The sequence below is a fragment of the Bacteroides sp. AM44-19 genome (assembly GCF_003603395.1).
GTDB classification, from domain to species: Bacteria; Bacteroidota; Bacteroidia; order Bacteroidales; family Bacteroidaceae; genus Bacteroides; species Bacteroides uniformis.
The window spans coordinates 170,006-187,956 of sequence record NZ_QTNB01000008.1; the positions used below are offsets into that span (position 1 = coordinate 170,006).

General features: G+C 45.8%; 10 protein-coding genes. 9 read left to right on the forward strand and 1 reads right to left on the reverse strand.

The window, feature by feature from the left end:
* Nucleotides 1–33: 33 nt before the first annotated feature.
* The gene (locus DW947_RS13645) at nt 34–2,046 is read right to left on the reverse strand and encodes an HAD-IA family hydrolase (protein WP_005828889.1); all 2,013 of its coding nucleotides are present in this window, start codon (nt 2,044–2,046) and stop codon (nt 34–36) included.
* A 173-nt stretch (nt 2,047–2,219) separates the two neighbouring features.
* Here DW947_RS13645 and DW947_RS13650 point away from each other — a divergent pair, with 173 nt between their 5' ends.
* The 9 genes from DW947_RS13650 to DW947_RS13690 all read left to right on the forward strand — a co-directional run bounded on the left by DW947_RS13650 (nt 2,220) and on the right by DW947_RS13690 (nt 17,911).
* On the forward strand, nt 2,220–4,451 hold the full coding sequence (locus DW947_RS13650) for a GH92 family glycosyl hydrolase (protein WP_117866265.1): 2,232 nt from the start codon (nt 2,220–2,222) through the stop codon (nt 4,449–4,451).
* 11 nt (nt 4,452–4,462) lie between these two features.
* Entirely contained in the window at nt 4,463–5,056 is a 594-nt protein-coding gene (locus DW947_RS13655) for an RNA polymerase sigma-70 factor (protein WP_005828885.1), read from the forward strand.
* A gap of 11 nt (nt 5,057–5,067) precedes the next feature.
* The gene (locus tag DW947_RS13660) at nt 5,068–6,057 is read left to right on the forward strand and encodes a FecR family protein (protein WP_005835480.1); all 990 of its coding nucleotides are present in this window, start codon (nt 5,068–5,070) and stop codon (nt 6,055–6,057) included.
* Between the two features lie 65 nt (nt 6,058–6,122).
* Entirely contained in the window at nt 6,123–8,399 is a 2,277-nt protein-coding gene (locus DW947_RS13665; RefSeq protein ID WP_057097194.1) for a GH92 family glycosyl hydrolase, read from the forward strand.
* A gap of 303 nt (nt 8,400–8,702) precedes the next feature.
* On the forward strand, nt 8,703–12,089 hold the full coding sequence (locus DW947_RS13670) for a TonB-dependent receptor (RefSeq protein WP_016272633.1): 3,387 nt from the start codon (nt 8,703–8,705) through the stop codon (nt 12,087–12,089).
* Between the two features lie 11 nt (nt 12,090–12,100).
* Complete coding sequence (locus DW947_RS13675; RefSeq protein ID WP_005828876.1) at nt 12,101–13,690, forward strand: RagB/SusD family nutrient uptake outer membrane protein; 1,590 nt, start codon at nt 12,101–12,103, stop codon at nt 13,688–13,690.
* Between the two features lie 22 nt (nt 13,691–13,712).
* Entirely contained in the window at nt 13,713–14,726 is a 1,014-nt protein-coding gene (locus DW947_RS13680) for a glycoside hydrolase family 18 (RefSeq protein ID WP_057282035.1), read from the forward strand.
* A gap of 9 nt (nt 14,727–14,735) precedes the next feature.
* A complete protein-coding gene (locus DW947_RS13685) occupies nt 14,736–15,890 on the forward strand; it encodes a DUF1735 and LamG domain-containing protein (RefSeq protein ID WP_005828870.1) in 1,155 nt (384 codons plus the stop codon).
* 38 nt (nt 15,891–15,928) lie between these two features.
* Nucleotides 15,929–17,911, forward strand: a complete 1,983-nt coding sequence (locus DW947_RS13690) for a BT_3987 domain-containing protein (RefSeq protein WP_044467815.1) — start codon at nt 15,929–15,931, stop codon at nt 17,909–17,911.
* Nucleotides 17,912–17,951: the final 40 nt, after the last annotated feature.

The following is a 17,951-nucleotide window of genomic DNA, read 5'->3' on the forward strand; positions in this document are numbered from 1 at the left end:
AAGGAGAAACAGTCCGTGTAGGGATGGTTTCTGTTACAAAATGAATTTCAGAACATAGATACCGGCCAGCATCAGCGCCATTACAAGACACGCGAATATGACGAGTAGCACAAGACTGTAAGTCAGCATGAGGATAGTGCGCCAAAAGCTTCTCCACCAGGTGCAGCGGTACAATTGTTTGTAATCCCAACAGAATAGGACGAAAATAAGCCATAAAGGCAGCTCATACAAATCGTCTACCTTTGCGTACCCGTTGAAAGGCAGCACGATGATGCTCAGCAGGAGTATCTGGCAAGCTATGTAGGCTTGTATGAACACATGCTCCGTGGTATTGTAGTTTAACTTATATTTCCGGCGTCGGAAGGCAAGTTGGGTGGCAAGTGCAAACAAAGGCAGTGTGGCAATGATGCGGAATGCCTTGTTTCCGTGTCCCCAGCTCTTCATCAGATTCCATACTTTCATTAGGAAAGGAGAGTTCTGGAAGACTTTTTCCAGTCTGTCTCCCACTTCCGAGGTGTCGTTTACAAATTCATCGATGAGGTCGCCATCATCGCTGTTCTGTTCGGATACCTGTGTGGCAGAAGTGGAGTCGTTCTTCTCTTCCAGTTTGTTCAAGCTTTTCTCCAGGCTTTTTATAGTGATGGCGAGGGCTCGCTTTTCCTCTTTGCTATAGGTTTTCTCCATCTTTTTGGTAAGCTTCTCTTTAGCGGCAATGATTTCTTCTTTGTCTGTCTGCTCTGTCTTTTCCGTCTTTTCTTTTTTGCTCAGAGCTTCCGGGTCTACCAGTTGTACAGCCATGATATAAAGGGCTGCAAGAATGAAGAGTGTCTGGAACGGGCGAAAATACTCTACACGCTTACCGCCGATGAAGTCTCTAATCATGTATCCCGGACGGTAGAGGAGTTCCAGAAGGGTACGTCCAAAGCCATTATCTATATTGAAGAAGCCTCCGGCAATGTTTTTAAGCGCGTTGCTCAACCGATAGCGTGGAGTGTTACGGCTTTGTCCGCAACGGTTACAGTAGTTGCCGGTATAGGTGGTGCCACAATTCAGGCAGGTGCAGGTTTCGTTGCCAGCGGGAGGAGTTTTTCTCCCTTGTATCAGCTTGATGTGAAATGCGCGTAAGCGTACTGCGCAGGGGTGCCACCATGAGTCGATGAAAGTTTTTGCTTTGTTGGGTAGTATCCTTCTTTTTTGGAGGATACCCCACAATGTCAGTATGAAAACAACCGGGAAGAAGTTGCTGTCGTCGGTCATGTCCAGCTCTTCAATAGCCAGCCAGAAGAGTGTCACTAGAAGGAGGATTTGCCAGACGCTTATCCTTTTCTGTTTCCGGGGAGAAGTGGCATGCGCGTTTTCCGGCCGGATGGGATTTTCAATCTTGAATATGGAAGGATACTCCTCCTGAACTGCCAGCAGTTCTTCCAAGGTGTTCATTATTTTCCGGTGTGGGTACTTCTCCAATTCTTTGGCAGTGGTTACTCCGTGGGTGACTCCAGCAAAGTCTACTCCGGCCGCTTGGGCTGTTTCCGCATCTACCGTGCTGTCGCCTATATAGAGGGTCTCGGCTTTGCTGACATGTAGCCGCTTAATGGCAAGGAGTAGCCCTTCGGGAGATGGCTTGGCGGCTTTCACGTCTTCACCACCCACGATGATGTCCATAAAATCTTCAGGAAAATGCTGGTCGAGGAGTTCCTTGATGCGGAATCGGTATTTGGTCGAGATGATTCCGATGCGGGCGCCGGAGTCCTTCAGTGCAGTCAGTACGGACTTGGTTTCCAGGAAAAGCACCGTGTTGACAGTCATATGCGTATCGGCCTCTTTTCGGTATTCTGCCTTGAATCCTGCCAGTTGTCCGGCATCTGTCACGCCGGTGAGGATGGAAAAAGAGTCTTCCAGAGTCTTGCCGATAGTACGTTTGATGTCGTCATCCGTCACCTCTGTATATCCGTGACGGGTCAGTACGTTGCGGAAACAAGTGACGATTCCGCGGGAAGAATCAGCAAGCGTATAATCAAAGTCGAAAAGATAGGTCGTGTAATTCATTGTGACTTTTTGTGACAAAGATAGTGTAAAGTATATTTTTACAAAATAAAAAAGAGGATTAATCGGAATTTTGTATTACTTTTGTTTGCATGAATTCTGTAGAAAAGTGACAAGATGTGTAAGTGTTTTATCCGGTTAGGTTGTTATACTATACACGTTAACCCTATAATGTTATGAATTTGATAAAATCTTGTTGTTTGTTTGTGGTCTTTTCATCCTTTCTGGCATGCACCTCGCAGGTGTCGGATGTGAAGAGTGTGTCTTATACAGAGTTTGTGAATCCCTTTATCGGTACAGATTTTACTGGAAACACCTATCCGGGTGCCCAGGCGCCGTTTGGCATGGTGCAGCTCAGTCCTGACAACGGACTGCCGGGCTGGGACCGTATTTCCGGATATTTTTATCCGGACAGTACCATTACAGGCTTCAGCCATACCCATCTCTCCGGAACCGGCGCTGGTGACTTGTATGACATCTCTTTTATGCCGGTGACATTGCCTTATAAGGAGGCGGAAGCTCCGCTCGGCATTCACTCTTTGTTCTCTCATTCGGAAGAGTCGGCAAGCGCTGGATATTATCAGGTGCGTCTGAAAGATTATAATATAAATGTAGAGTTGACGGCCACCGAGCGTTGTGGCATTCAGCGGTATACTTTCCCAAAAGCCGATGCTGCCGTTTTCCTGAATTTGCGGAAAGCCATGAATTGGGATTTTACCAATGATTCTCACATAGAAGCCGTCGATTCGGTAACGGTGCAAGGTTACCGTTACTCTGACGGTTGGGCACGCGACCAGCGCCTCTACTTCCGTACACGTTTCTCCAAACCGTTTGCTGCGATGCAGCTCGATACAGCTGCCATAGAGAAAGAAGGCAAGCGGATAGGAACATCTGTCATTGCACGATTCGACTTTCAGACTAAGGAAGGAGAACAGATTCTTGTCAGTACTGCCATCTCCGGTGTAAGTATGGAAGGGGCGGCACGTAATCTAGCAGCAGAAGTACCTGATGATGATTTCGACAAATACCTGGCTGCTGTGCAGGATGATTGGAACGAACAATTGTCCCGGATAGAAATAAAATGCGATGACCGCGATGAGAAAGTCAAGTTCTATACAGCTTTATATCATTCGATGATTGCTCCTACCATTTACAGTGATGTGGACGGCGCCTATTACGGTCCCGACAAGCAAGTGCACCGGGTAGAGGGCTGGACAAATTACAGTACTTTCTCCTTGTGGGACACTTACCGTGCGGCTCATCCTCTCTATACTTTTATTGAGCCGGAACGGGTGAATGATATGGTGAAGTCCTTCCTCGCCTTCTTCGAACAGAACGGCCGCCTTCCCGTATGGAATTTTCAGGGGGGCGAGACAGATATGATGATAGGTTACCACTCTGTGCCGGTTATTGTAGATGCCTATCTGAAAGGTATTGGGGACTTCGATGCGAAAAAGGCCTTGGAGGCTTGTGTAGCTACTGCCAATATCGATTCCTATCGTGGCATTGGGTTATATAAGAAATATGGCTATGTTCCTTATAATGTGACAGATCAGTATAATTCGGAAAACTGGTCACTTTCTAAAACACTGGAATATGCATATGATGACTATTGTATAGCCCGTATGGCAGAGAAGCTGGGCGATAAGGAGGTTGCGGACGAGTTTTATAAGCGTTCCCGTAATTACCGGAATGTCTACAATCCGGTAAGTTCTTTCATGCAGCCCCGTGATGACAAGGGAGAGTTTATCCGGAACTTCTCGCCGGACGACTATACTCCGCACATCTGCGAGAGCAACGGCTGGCAATACTTCTGGTCTGTGCAGCAGGATATTGACGGTTTGATAGTTTTGACCGGAGGTAAGGAACGGTTTGCCCAGAAGCTGGACAGTATGTTTACTTACAATCCTTCTGCAGATGATGAGTTGCCTATTTTCAGCACCGGGATGATTGGCCAGTATGCGCATGGAAATGAGCCTAGCCATCACGTCATCTATCTGTTCAATGCTGTGGATCAACCTTGGAAAACCCAGAAATATGCAGCCCGGGTGATGCGTGAACTCTACCTGAACACTCCTGCCGGTTTGTGCGGCAACGAGGATTGCGGACAGATGTCCGCCTGGTATGTGTTCAGTGCGATGGGCTTTTATCCGGTAGACCCGGTTGGTGGAAAATATGAAATCGGTACCCCCCTATATCCGGAAATGAAGATGCACCTGCCCGGTGGAAAGACCTTTACGGTACTGGCGCCGGCGGTGAGCAAGGAAAATTGCTACATTCAATCTGTCAAACTCAACGGTAAGAACTATGACAAAAGTTATATTACGCATGAACAGATAATGGATGGAAGTGTTTTCGAATTTGAAATGGGGGATAAGCCAGGTCAGGCATGGTACAGTCCCCGATAACCGGCTAACATATGAATGAACATTTCGACTTGACATATAAATCCCTTTTCCGCAGGTATTATACCAACCTGCTGTTCTATGCCACACGCATTGTGGGGGAAGAAGATGCGGAAGATGTGGTACAGGATGTTTTCGTGGAGCTGTGGAAGCGGAAAGATACCATGAAGGTGGGAGAGCAGATTCAGGCTTTTCTGTATAGGGCGGTGTATACCCGTGCCTTGAACGTTCTGAAGCATCGGGACATTGTGAGTGGCTATGAGGCTGTCATGCTCGAAATCCATAAAAAGAGGGTTGAGTTCTATCAACCTGACAGCAATGATGTGGTGAAACGGATAGAGGATGCCGAACTCAGGAGGAAGCTGTCCGATGCCATCAATGAATTGCCGGACAAGTGCCGGATGGTATTCAAACTCAGCTATCTGCATGATATGAAGAATAAGGAGATAGCTGATACAATGGGAGTGTCATTGCGTACGGTGGAGGCCCACATGTACAAAGCTTTGAAGTTGCTGCGTGATAAACTGGGGTATCTGAACCTGATGTTGGCTCTGTTTTTCATCGGGAAAGTAAGTGTTTTTGCGAGCAGCGTTGTTTTATTATCATAATGAAGGAAAGAATGAATAAGTTGAATGAGGAGATATTGGCCAAGTTCCTTATGGGTGAATGTACGGAAGATGAACTTCGTGAGGTGAACGCCTGGCTGGAAGAGTCGGGTGAGAATGCACGCGAATTGTTCAGGCTGGAGGAGATTTACCACTTGGGGAGACTGGGGGATACTTCGAATACACAAGACATAGAAAAGGCCGAAAAGCGATTGTTTAAAAGGCTGGAACAAGAGAAGACGAAACAATACAAGGTACGGAGGATGGTTGGGTGGATACGGTATGCGGCCGTATTTGTGGGCTTCTTCCTTTTGGGTACTTTCGGCTATCTTTTTTATCAGACTTATAGCCAGCCGGAAACATTACTGGCTGTCACCACTCATGATAAGATTAAGGAACTGAAACTGCCGGATGGAACCAAAGTCTGGCTGAATAAAAACACTACCCTGAAATATCCACATGAGTTTGCAGGGAAGGGAAGAAAGGTTTATCTGGAAGGAGAAGGATATTTTGAGGTGATGAGGAATCCGGAAAAACCGTTTGTCGTACAGAGTGAGGTCATGCAGGTCAGAGTATTGGGAACTGTTTTCAACCTCAAGTCTGACAAGGCTAAGATGTCTGCAGTAGCTACCCTTTTGAAAGGCGAAGTAGAGGTGAAAGGTAATCATGGCGAGGGTATGATTATCCTTGCCCCCGGACAGAAAGCCGAGCTGAACGGAATGACTAGGCGTCTGGTGGTGAAGCAGGTGGATACGGGAATCGAAAACTGGCACAATAATGAGTTTGTCTTTGAGAAGGCTGACCTATACACCATTGCGCGTACATTGGAGAATTCGTATGGGGTGAGGGTAATTCTGGCACCGAACATAGATGTAAGCAAGACTTACTCGGGTACACTGAAGAAAAAAGAGAGTGTAGGGGCTGTGCTGAATCTGATAAAGAATGCCATTCCATTGGAGTATAAAATTGTGGGGAACAGTGTTTTCCTCTCCTCAATGAAGTAGGAAGGCCGCACAAATTCGAGATATGACGAGAAGAATTTATTTAATACTAACAACTTTCTAATATTATGCGAAAATTAATCCTATTGTTTTTTTTTGTGAGCAGTGCTTTATGGCTGCATGCCAAAGACTTTACCCGGTATGTCAGTCCTCTTGTCGGCACGCAGTCTACTTTCGAGCTTTCCACCGGTAATACCTATCCTGCGATCGCACGTCCCTGGGGTATGAACTTCTGGACTCCTCAGACAGGTAAGATGGGTGACGGCTGGCAATACGTCTATACCGCGAACAAGATCCGTGGTTTCAAGCAGACACACCAGCCCAGTCCCTGGATTAACGACTACGGGCAGTTCTCCATTATGCCGGTGGTTGGCAAACCCGAGTTTGATGAAGAGAAGCGTGCAAGCTGGTTCTCCCACAAGGGCGAAGTAGCACTTCCTCATTATTATAAGGTATATCTTGCCGAACACGATGTGGTTACCGAGTTCACCCCTACCGACCGTGCCGTATTGTTCCGTTTCACTTTCCCTGAAAATGATCATTCATACATTGTTGTCGATGCCTTTGACAAGGGCTCTTATGTGAAGATACTTCCGGAACAGAATCGTATTATCGGTTATACTACCCGTAACAGCGGCGGTGTTCCCGAGAACTTCAAGAACTATTTCGTGATAGAGTTCGACAAGCCTTTTACTTATAAGGCGTCTGTAGCCGATGGCGTCTTGACCGAGAATAAGGTTGAGCAGGAAGCCGGACATGCCGGTGCTGTTATCGGTTTCAAAACCCGTAAGGGTGAAGTGGTACATGCCCGTGTAGCCTCTTCTTTCATCGGTTTTGAGCAGGCTGACCGTAACTTGAAGGAGCTTGGCAATGACAATTTGGAAACACTGGTTCAGAAAGGTCAGGATGCCTGGAACAAGGTGCTGGGCCGTATTGATGTGGAAGGCGGAACCCTTGACCAGTACCGTACTTTCTACTCATGTTTGTATCGTTCCTTGTTGTTCCCGCGTGCATTCTATGAACTGGATGAGGCGGGAAATCCGATTCATTACAGTCCCTACAATGGGCAAGTGTTGCCCGGCTATATGTATACGGATACCGGTTTCTGGGACACTTTCCGCTGTCTTTTCCCATTCCTCAACCTGATGTATCCGTCGGTGAACAGGCAGATTCAGGAAGGTCTTGTCAACACCTATAAGGAAAGCGGTTTCTTCCCCGAATGGGCAAGTCCGGGTCACCGTGGCTGTATGATTGGCAACAACTCTGCTTCCGTACTGGCAGATGCCTATCTGAAAGGTGTGAAGGTGGAGGATGTGCAGATGTTGTACGAAGGTCTCATCAACGGTACAAAGAATGTCCATCCCGAGGTCTCTTCTACGGGTCGCCTCGGCTATGAGTATTACAACAAGCTTGGTTATGTTCCCTACGATGTGAAAATCAACGAGAACACTGCCCGTACTTTGGAGTATGCTTATAATGACTGGTGCATCTACCGCATGGCAAAAGAACTGAACCGTCCGAAGAAGGAGCAGAAACTCTTTGCGGAACGTGCCATGAACTATAGGAATGTATTTGATAAGGAAAGCAAGCTGATGCGTGGTCGTAATCAAGACGGCCAGTTCCAGTCTCCTTTCTCTCCTTTGAAGTGGGGTGACGCCTTTACTGAAGGTAACAGCTGGCACTATTCCTGGTCTGTATTCCACGACCCTCAAGGTCTGATAGACCTGATGGGTGGAAAAGAGTCTTTCGTAGAGATGCTTGACTCTGTATTTATTGTCCCGCCCTTGTTCGATGACAGCTACTACGGCCAGGTAATCCATGAAATCCGTGAGATGACAGTGATGAATATGGGTAACTATGCCCATGGCAACCAGCCCATCCAGCACATGATTTACCTTTATAACTACGCCGGGGAACCTTGGAAGGCCCAATATTGGCTTCGTCAGGTAATGAACCGCATGTATACTGCCGGTCCCGACGGTTATTGCGGTGACGAGGACAACGGTCAGACTTCCGCGTGGTATGTCTTCTCTGCACTTGGTTTCTATCCGGTTTGCCCTGGTACGGACGAGTATGTATTGGGCGCCCCTCTGTTCCGTAAGGCTACCCTCCATTTCGAGAACGGTAAGTCCCTGACAATTGACGCTCCGGATAACTCACCGGAGAACATGTATATCGAGTCTCTCAAGGTGAACGGCGTGGATTATTCCAGGAATTATCTGACGCATGGCGATTTGCTGAATGGCGGTACCTTGAGGTTTGATATGGGCAGCCAGCCTAATATGAAGAGAGGTACGCAGCCGGAAGATTATCCTTATTCTTTCTCGAATGAACTGAAGAAGTAAAGAATAGTAATAATATAGTAAGAAAAGGGTTGCCTCGAAAATAAGTTGATATATCATTTTGTTATTTACTATCTGTATTATAGGTGTTTTTCTTGAATCAGGTGGAAATAATTATTTACTTCGTTAGTAATATTGAGCAAAATGATATATCAACTTGTTTTCGGGGTAACTCTTTTTTTTAGGATTAATGATAAAAAAGATACTTTTTCAGTAAGTGTATTTTCATTGTCTGTTGTTTTATATAGGAATGCGAGAGAATGAATCTCTCGAAGTAATTTATTGTATAACCTATAAATTGTGTTTATGAAAGACAATTATGCTTTTCGGAGTTCGACGTTCATGCGGGCTTTATTAGTTTTGTTGTTCATGGCAGTTTCTATCCAGTGGGGCTTTGCCCAGTTAAACCTGAATGTGTCTCGCGGCACATTGGGGACAGTCATTGAACAAATCAAGTCTCAATCCAAGTATCAATTTTTTTATGACGACAAACTGGCTGCGTTGCCGGTAGAAAACGTCAAAGTGAACAATGCGTCTATAGAAGATGCTTTGAATGTTATTCTCAAAGGGAAAGACATTTCCTATAAAGTGGAGGATAACATCGTTTATCTTTCTGAGAAGTCTGCTGCTCCTCAAGAGGGCAACCAACAAGGGAAAGAACGGACGATTACCGGAGTCGTGTCAGATGACATGGGACCTCTGATTGGTGTGAATGTATTGATAAAAGGTACTAGCAACGGGTGTATTACCGACCTCGACGGTAACTTTACGCTGACCACTACGGAAACGAATCCGGTGATTGTATTCTCTTATATCGGTTATACTACGCAGGAAATCCCCGTGAAAGGTAATGCACCGATTAATGTAATGATGGCCGGAGATACCCAACAGCTTGAAGAAGTTGTGGTTACTGCACTCGGTATCAAGCGTTCGGAAAAGGCATTGTCCTACAATGTACAGCAGGTGAATACAGATGCCATTACTTCCAATAAAGATGCCAACTTTGTGAACTCATTGAGTGGTAAGGTAGCGGGTGTGAACATCAATGCTTCTTCATCCGGTGTAGGTGGTGTATCAAAGGTAGTGATGCGTGGTACGAAATCTATCATGCAGTCTTCCAATGCACTTTATGTAATTGACGGTGTGCCTATTTTCTCTGGCCGTGGTACTGCCGGAGGTAAGGAGTTCGACTCCCAGGGATCTTCAGAACCGATTGCCGATATCAACCCGGAAGACATCGAGTCAATGTCAGTCCTGACTGGTGCCGCCGCTGCTGCCTTGTATGGTTCGGAAGCTGCCAACGGTGCCATTGTCATTACTACAAAGAAAGGTAAAGAAGGTAAGGTGAGCCTTACTGTCAGCAGTAATACTGAATTCACCAATCCGTTTGTGATGCCGAGCTTCCAAAACCGTTACGGTACGGGAACCGGTGGTGTGATGAGCACTTCAGGAGCCATGAGCTGGGGAGCGCCTTTGTCTGCAGCCAATAACTACAATTACAGCCCGAGAGATGATTATTTCCAGACGGGTATTGTAGGAACAGAGAGCATTTCTTTGTCAACCGGTACAGAGAAAAACCAGACGTATGCATCGGCTGCTGCTGTAAACTCCAAGGGTATTGTTCCCAACAACAAATACAACCGTTACAACTTTACGGTACGTAACACCACTACTTTCCTGGACGACAAGATGACTCTGGATTTCGGTGCAAGCTATATTCTGCAGAATGACCAGAACATGACGAACCAGGGTACTTACAACAACCCGTTGGTGGGTGCTTATTTGTTCCCGCGCAGCAACGACTGGTCTGATATCAGCATGTATGAGCGCTATGACGCTGCCCGTAAAATTTATACGCAATACTGGCCGGTAGGTGACGAAGGTATGGTAATGCAGAATCCTTATTGGATTAACTACCGCAATCTGCGCCAGAACAAGAAGGACCGCTATATGCTGAATGCCGGTTTGAGCTATAAGATTCTGGACTGGCTGACTGTTTCAGGACGTGTACGTTTGGATAACTCCAACAATGATTATACAGAAAAGTTCTATGCTTCTACCAATACACAGCTCACCGAGAGCTCTTCACGAGGTCTTTATGGTATTACCAAGACGCAGGACAAACAGTTGTATGCAGACTTCCTGGTGAGTATCAACAAATATTTCGGTGAAGACTGGTCACTTCAGGCCAATGTCGGTGGTTCATTCTCCGATATACGTTCGGATGCAATGAAAACACGTGGTCCGATTGCTGATGGTGGCGATGCCTTCAGCGGCGAACCGGTAGGTTTGACCAACTACTTTGCCATCCAGAACCTGAGTGCCAGCAAGACACAGCGTTTGCAGGAAGGATGGCGTGAACAGACCCAGTCTCTCTTCGCTTCGGCTGAGCTTGGTTACAAGAACACTTACTTCTTGACGCTGACCGGACGTAACGACTGGCCTTCACAGCTGGCAGGTCCCAACTCCAACAGCAAATCATTCTTCTATCCTTCAGTCGGTGGTTCTGTTGTACTGTCTGAGCTAATGCCTAACTTGAACAAAGATTATCTTTCTTTTATAAAGGTTCGTGGTTCATGGGCATCTGTTGGTAGTGCTTTCTCCAGATATTTGGCTAATCCTCACTATGAATGGAATTCAAGTTCCGGCCAGTGGAGTATCACGACCCAATATCCGTTGTACAATTTGAAACCTGAACGTACCAATTCTTGGGAAATCGGTTTGAACATGCGTTTCCTCAAGAACTTTGAATTGGACGTGACATATTACAATGCCAAGACTATGAACCAGACATTCAACCCGCAGTTGCCTGTCAGCGGTTGGTCGGCTATGTATATCCAGACTGGTGCCGTACGTAACTCCGGTATTGAGTTGTCGCTGAATTACAAGAATACCTGGAAAGATTTTACATGGGATACCGGTATAACCTTCTCCAGTAACAAGAATAAAATCCTGACTTTGGCAGACAATGCCATCAATCCCGTTACCGGTGAGCTGTTCTCTTTGAGCACGTTGAATATGGGTGGCTTAGGTGATGCCCGCTTCTTGCTGAAAGAAGGTGGGAGCATGGGTGACCTTTACTCACTGCGAGATATGAAACGTGATGCCAATGGACAGATTTTTGTGGACCAAAATGGAACGGTTGCTACGGAAGCCATAACGGACCCGGATAAATACATCAAGTTGGGAAGCGTACTTCCTAAAGGTAATTTGGCTTGGCGTAATAACTTCATTTGGAAGAATTTCACAGCAGGTTTCTTGATTTCAGCCCGTTTGGGTGGTGTGGTTTACTCACGTACACAAGCTATGTTGGACTATTACGGTGTGTCCGAGGCTTCTGCCGATGCACGTGATTTAGGTTACGTGTTGGTGAATGGTAGAGATAAGGTAAACCCCGAAACATGGTACGGTGTAGTAGGTAGCGGCACGTCTGTTCCCCAATACTACACTTATTCTGCTACCAATGTTCGTCTGCAGGAAGTATCTTTGGGTTACACCATCCCCAGAAAGTTGTTGAATGATGTGTGCGATATCAAGGTTTCGTTGGTAGGCCGCAACTTGTGGATGATTTACAGCAAGGCTCCTTTCGATCCCGAAAGTGTAGCTTCTACCGATAACTTTTATCAGGGAATAGACTATTTCATGATGCCGGCTTTGCGTAACATCGGCTTTAGCTTGAGCTTTAAATTTTAATACCAAACGATATGAAAAAGAAAAATATTATAAATAAATTGATTGTTGCTCCGTTGGTTATGGGCTTTATGTCCTGTACCGGCAATTATATGGATATCAACTCCAATCCTTATCAACCGGGTGATTTGACTCCGGATGATTATGCACTGGGTTCTGCCATGAGTAACTTGGCAAGTACGGTTATCTCATCAGATGTCAATACGGCACAGTTTACTGATTGTTTGTTGGGTGGACCGTTGGGAGGTTATTTTGCCGATTCAAATGCCGGCTGGTCCAATACAATATCCAATTTTAATGCTACAAATGACTGGACGCGTGTGTTCTTGATAAGTGACCGTATCATTTCAACACTTTACGGTAACTTGAGCACAGTGAAACAAGTATCGGAGAATACCAATAATCCGGTTCCTTATGCCATTGCTCAAATCATAAAGGTTGCTGCCATGAGTCGCGTGACTGATGCGTATGGTCCTATTCCTTATTCTAAAATCGGTCAGGATGGCAAGATTACCATTCCTTATGATACGCAGGAAGAAGTATATAACGCATTCTTCAAGGAACTGGACGAATCCATCGAGGTGCTGACTGAAAACAGAAATGCGGCGTTGGTTGCTTCTGCAGATTTCGTGTACAGTGGTAATGTACAGAAGTGGGTGAAGTTTGCCAATTCATTGAAACTGCGTTTGGCTATCCGTATTGCCAATGTAAGCCCTGCTAAGGCTAAAGAAATGGCTGAAAGTGCAGTGAATCACGAGTTGGGTCTGATTGAAACAAATGCAGACAATGCTACATGGAAGTATTTCGGTACAATTAGCAATCCGTTGTTTGTGGCAGTACGTTACAATGAAGAAGCTTCAGGTGGTGATACCCATCCTGCTGCCGACATCATCTGCTACATGAACGGTTACAACGACAATCGTCGTGCCAGCTATTTTGAGGAATCAAAATGGCCTGGAGAGACTTATGTAGGATTACGTCGCGGTATCAACCTCAGTAAGATGAAAGAGTATTTCATCAATTATTCGCGTGTGAAGATTTCCTCTTCTGATCCCGTGCTTTGGATGAATGCGGCAGAAGTTGCCTTCTTGCGTGCTGAAGCCACTGCAATCTATGGTTTCAACATGAAAGGAACCGCTGCTGATTTTTATGAACAAGGTGTCCGTCTCTCTTTCGAACAGTGGGGAGCTACCGGTGTAGACAGCTATCTGGCTGATGAAAGCAGTGTACCTGCTCTTTACAAAGATCCCGCCGGTCTTAATACTTATGAAAAGAACCTTTCAGCCATTACTGTCAAGTGGAATGAAGGGGCATCCAAGGAAGAAAAACAGGAACGTATCATTACCCAGAAGTGGATTGCGAATTGGCCGTTAGGTAACGAAGCTTGGGCTGACTATCGCCGTACAGGCTATCCCAAACTGTTGCCTGCAACCAGTGAAGGTAACTTGAGTGGTGGAATTGTTGATAGCGAGAAAGGTGCACGCCGTATGCCTTATCCTTCTGAAGAATATACAAGTAATACTGAAAACGTGCAAGAGGCAGTAAACAGCTATCTGGGTGGACCGGACAACATGGCTACTGACGTATGGTGGGCACGCAAATAATAACAATAAATGCTGAATAATTATGAAATTATATAAGAAATCATTCAAAGGAATCGCGCTGGCAGCTTTTTCCGTATTGGCATTGTCTGCCTGCTCTGACTGGACGGATTCAGAGAGTATTAAACTGAAAGAACCCGGAATCGACGAACAGTCTCCCGAACTATATGCCAAGTATCTGAAGAACTTGCGGGAATACAAGAATTCTGACCATAAGATTGTATACGGCTGGTTTGATAATAGTGAGAAAGTTCCTTTCAGCCGCGGGCAGCACATGTCGGATGTTCCCGACAGCCTGGACGTAATTATCGCAACTACTCCCGATTTGGCGGAATTCGAATTGGAAGATATTGCAAATGTACATGAGAAGGGAACGAAAGTATTCTATTCCATCAGCTATGACAATATCTTGAAGGAACATACCGACAAGGTGAAAGAAGGAACAGAAACATCTGCATTCTCGGCTTATCTGTCGGCTGAGCTGAACAGACTGATAGCTCTTGAAGCACCTTTCGACGGTATTGTAGCCGAGTATCGTGGTAGCAATCCTATCTACATGTCCGAAGCCGACAAGGCTGAAGCAAAGGCAAATCAGGATACTTTCTTCGGTGTGATATCCAACTGGAAGAGTGCCAATTCAGGTAAGCAACTGGTGTTCCAGGGGTATCCTGCCAACCTGATAGGCCAGTCTGTGCTCTCTTCTTGTGACCATATCATCTTGATTACAAATGATGTCACGGATGTTGCCCAACTGGGGATAGAAGCGCTTCAGGCCTTGATGGCAGACGGTGTTCCGGCTGACCGCTTCATTGTATCGGCATCTACCGTCTCTCTGGATACAACAGATAAGACTACCGGATATTACAATGCTTTGAGAGCTCTGTCGGAAGCTGCTTATTGGGTGACAGAACCGTCTGCAGAGTTTACAAAAGCTGGTCTGGCTATTGAGAACATGCAGAATGATTATTACAATGCTACCAATACCTATCAATACGTGAGAGAAGCTATCAATATTATGAATCCTGCTCCTAAAAAATAAAAGAATATCATGAAACTGAAAAGTATATATTTAGTATCGATGGCATTATTGGCAGGTGTATTTGCTGCTTGTAATGATAATGACGTTGAGAATTTCGATAATCAGGTGTATATCAACGGCTCGGCGATGACCAGTACTGTGTTGTTGAAAAACACTGTTTCCGATACGGAAGGTTCATTCCGGATTTCAATGGCCCGTCCTGAATCGCAGGATATAACTATTGCCTTGAAGGCGGACCCTTCACTGGTGGCTACTTATAACGCTACCTATTATGACACAGCCGAGGCTCTGCCGGAAAACTATTATACGGTAGAAACTCCGCAGGCTACCATTTTGGCCGGTGCTGTCATTTCAGACGACATCACTGTCAGCTTCAAGAACTTGACGGAGCTGGACCGTGAGAAGGTATATGTATTGCCGGTTACGGTAGACCAGGCAAGCATCGGAGTCTTGAAGAGCTCCGGTACCATGTACTACGTGCTGAAGGGTGCCGCATTGATTAATACGGTTCCTGATATTACCAAGAATCTGGTTTACGTAACTTGGACCAATCCAGATGTAGCCAATAATATGAATAAGCTGACGGCAGAAGCGTTGATTCGTGTAAGCAAGTTTGACAAGATGCTGACTTCCATTATGGGGATCGAAGGTAAGTTCCTGCTCCGCATCGGTGATGCCGGAATTCCTCAAAACCAGTTGCAGGTGGCTACAAGTAGCGGCAATGTGACCGATGAGAGTCTGGTTATTCCGACAAACGAATGGACACATATCGCTGTGACCTACGATGCGGATGCAAAAACAGTTATAATCTACATCAATGGTAAGAATATGCTGGAGACTACTTTGGACTGCGGAGTCGTGAACTGGGGCCAGACCATGACCGATGAAGGTAACGGATTCTGGATTGGCCATTCATACAATCGTGACCGTTGGTTGGAAGGTAATATCTCAGAGGTGCGTATCTGGAACAAGGTGTTGACATCAGCAGAAATCAATGCAAAGGACCACTTCTACCAGGTAGAGCCGGATGCTGACGGACTGGTTTCTTACTGGAAGTTCGATGAGGGCGCCGGTACTGCCATTCACGATTATAGCGGAAATGAGAACAATGCTACTGCAGTGGAATCATTGACTTGGACTGCTGTGGAACTGCCCGCTAAATAATTTAGTTATACCTTAATTCAAATAAAAAGATATTGATTATGAAATATATGAATCATGTAAAATCAGGCTTGCTGGCAATGGCTTTTGCATGTGCAGGAATATGCTTCACCGGTTGTGAAGATGATGTTGTCATCAACACCGGCAACAGCGATAAGCTGGATACTGTGGATGGCGTGTATGGCTATGTAAAGTCTGCCGCCGGTGCACGTGAACTTACTCCGATTTCTGTTTTTGGCGACAAGGTTGCTACCGGACATCTCTATTTTGAACTGAGCAAAGCTGCAGAGCAGGATGTTACGGTGACCTTCAAAGTGGACGAAGACGTTTTGGAGGCTTACAATAAGAAGAATGGAACAAGCTATAAAATGTATCCCGCCGATAAGCTGAGCCTGGCGAACGGTGGAACTGCCACTATCAAGGCGGGCGAACAGAAGTCGGCTTCTGTGGAACTGAATATCAATGCCGGAGGCACAATCGGACAGACTTATGCTGTTGCCGTTTCTGCATCTGCCAATAACGGTGTGGAAGTTTCTACAAACAATCAGGAATATATTTACTTGGTAAAGCCTTTGGCTGCTATTCCTGAGAGTATCAGTAAGGGTGATATACTTACACATTGCTTTGTGGAAGTAAATGACGAGAACATCTTGAATATGGGTGAATATACCATGAAGAGCAACGGAAAGCCTTTCTTTGATGTAGTCAGCATTTTTGCTGCCAACATCAATGTGGATAGCAAGACCGGTCGCGTACATGTTTTCTGCAATGACCAGGTTTCCTTCTTGCTGAGAAATGCGGATAAGTTCATCCGTCCTTTGCAGGCTAAGGGCATTAAGGTGGCTATGACTATTCTTGGCAACCATGACGAGGCTGGTATGGGTAACCTTTCGGAAGCTGCCGCCAAAGACTTTGCCAAGGAACTGAAAGCTTACTTGGATATCTATGGCTTGGATGGTATTGACTTTGATGATGAGTACACCAGCTACAACAACTCCAATCCCAGCCCCGGCTTCGAAACACGCTCACGTGCCAACTTCGCGCGTTTGGTTTATGAGTGCCGCCAGGTATTTGGCAACAAGTTGATTGGTGTGTATGAATATGGTTCGCTCGACTCTCCAGACGGTGAGGTAGAGGGTATGAAGGTAGGTGACATTGTGGACTATATGACCTACGGTTACTACCAGAATCAGAATCCCGAGGGAGCCTTTGGCCGTGAAGAGTCTCATTTTGAGAACCTGCCCAAATCCAAGTATGCTCCGCTGCCTTGGAAGATTAATGATGAGTTGAACGGAGGTTGGAGTGGATTTGACAAGAGCAAATTCCAGAAAGTGAAAGATGAAGGTTATGGCATTCAGATGTTCTACAATCCCAAACCGCTGGTGTATCAGTATTATACGTTGCTTTCGGAAATAAGTAAAGTACTTTTTGATGATGAAGTGGAGTGGAGCGGCAAGTACTGGAGCCGTATCGGTGAAGCTTATCAGGGCAAAATGTTGGGTTATGAAGATTTGGTCGGCGAGTGGAAAGTAACTTCCAGTAACTCTCTCTTTACCTATGTGGATGAAGAAGGCAATCCTCGCTGGTGGGATTGGAAAGGCAGTCAGGAGTTTGAGAAGAATGTAATTATAGAGAAGGATGAAGAAGGTACCGGATATGTGGTTTACAACTGGGGTACTTTCCCCGAAATCACCGGTAAGTATCCGATGCATTGCGATTACTATAACGGTGCACTGCTCATCTATCCGCAAACCATTCATGAGGGCGATGCTGAAGACCCTGCTACCTACAAGATGCATTTCGGTACTTACAGCAAGAATTTCCAGTGGAAAGCATATCCTAACTATGATGATTACTATATGGATGGTGCTATTGCTCCTAACGGTGATATGCATATCTATGGCTTGGGCAACAGATGGGCTATCAATCCCTATAAGTATGTAGGCGGTGAGATTGAGACCGACATCTTCCCCGATGTTCCTTACTTCGTGAGTGAGAACTATACGATGAAGAAGGTACGCTGATGCCGTGTTTTCCGTAAACTGAGGTTTCGGAAAACGGATG

Excerpts from the sequence above, each read along its gene's own strand:
- DW947_RS13645 (WP_005828889.1), bottom strand. The coding sequence starts at position 2,046 with ATGAATTACACGACCTATCTTTTCGACTTTGATTATACGCTTGCTGAT.
- DW947_RS13650 (WP_117866265.1), top strand. The coding sequence starts at position 2,220 with ATGAATTTGATAAAATCTTGTTGTTTGTTTGTGGTCTTTTCATCCTTT.
- DW947_RS13655 (WP_005828885.1), top strand. The coding sequence starts at position 4,463 with ATGAATGAACATTTCGACTTGACATATAAATCCCTTTTCCGCAGGTAT.
- DW947_RS13660 (WP_005835480.1), top strand. The coding sequence starts at position 5,068 with ATGAATAAGTTGAATGAGGAGATATTGGCCAAGTTCCTTATGGGTGAA.
- DW947_RS13665 (WP_057097194.1), top strand. The coding sequence starts at position 6,123 with ATGCGAAAATTAATCCTATTGTTTTTTTTTGTGAGCAGTGCTTTATGG.
- DW947_RS13670 (WP_016272633.1), top strand. The coding sequence starts at position 8,703 with ATGAAAGACAATTATGCTTTTCGGAGTTCGACGTTCATGCGGGCTTTA.
- DW947_RS13675 (WP_005828876.1), top strand. The coding sequence starts at position 12,101 with ATGAAAAAGAAAAATATTATAAATAAATTGATTGTTGCTCCGTTGGTT.
- DW947_RS13680 (WP_057282035.1), top strand. The coding sequence starts at position 13,713 with ATGAAATTATATAAGAAATCATTCAAAGGAATCGCGCTGGCAGCTTTT.
- DW947_RS13685 (WP_005828870.1), top strand. The coding sequence starts at position 14,736 with ATGAAACTGAAAAGTATATATTTAGTATCGATGGCATTATTGGCAGGT.
- DW947_RS13690 (WP_044467815.1), top strand. The coding sequence starts at position 15,929 with ATGAAATATATGAATCATGTAAAATCAGGCTTGCTGGCAATGGCTTTT.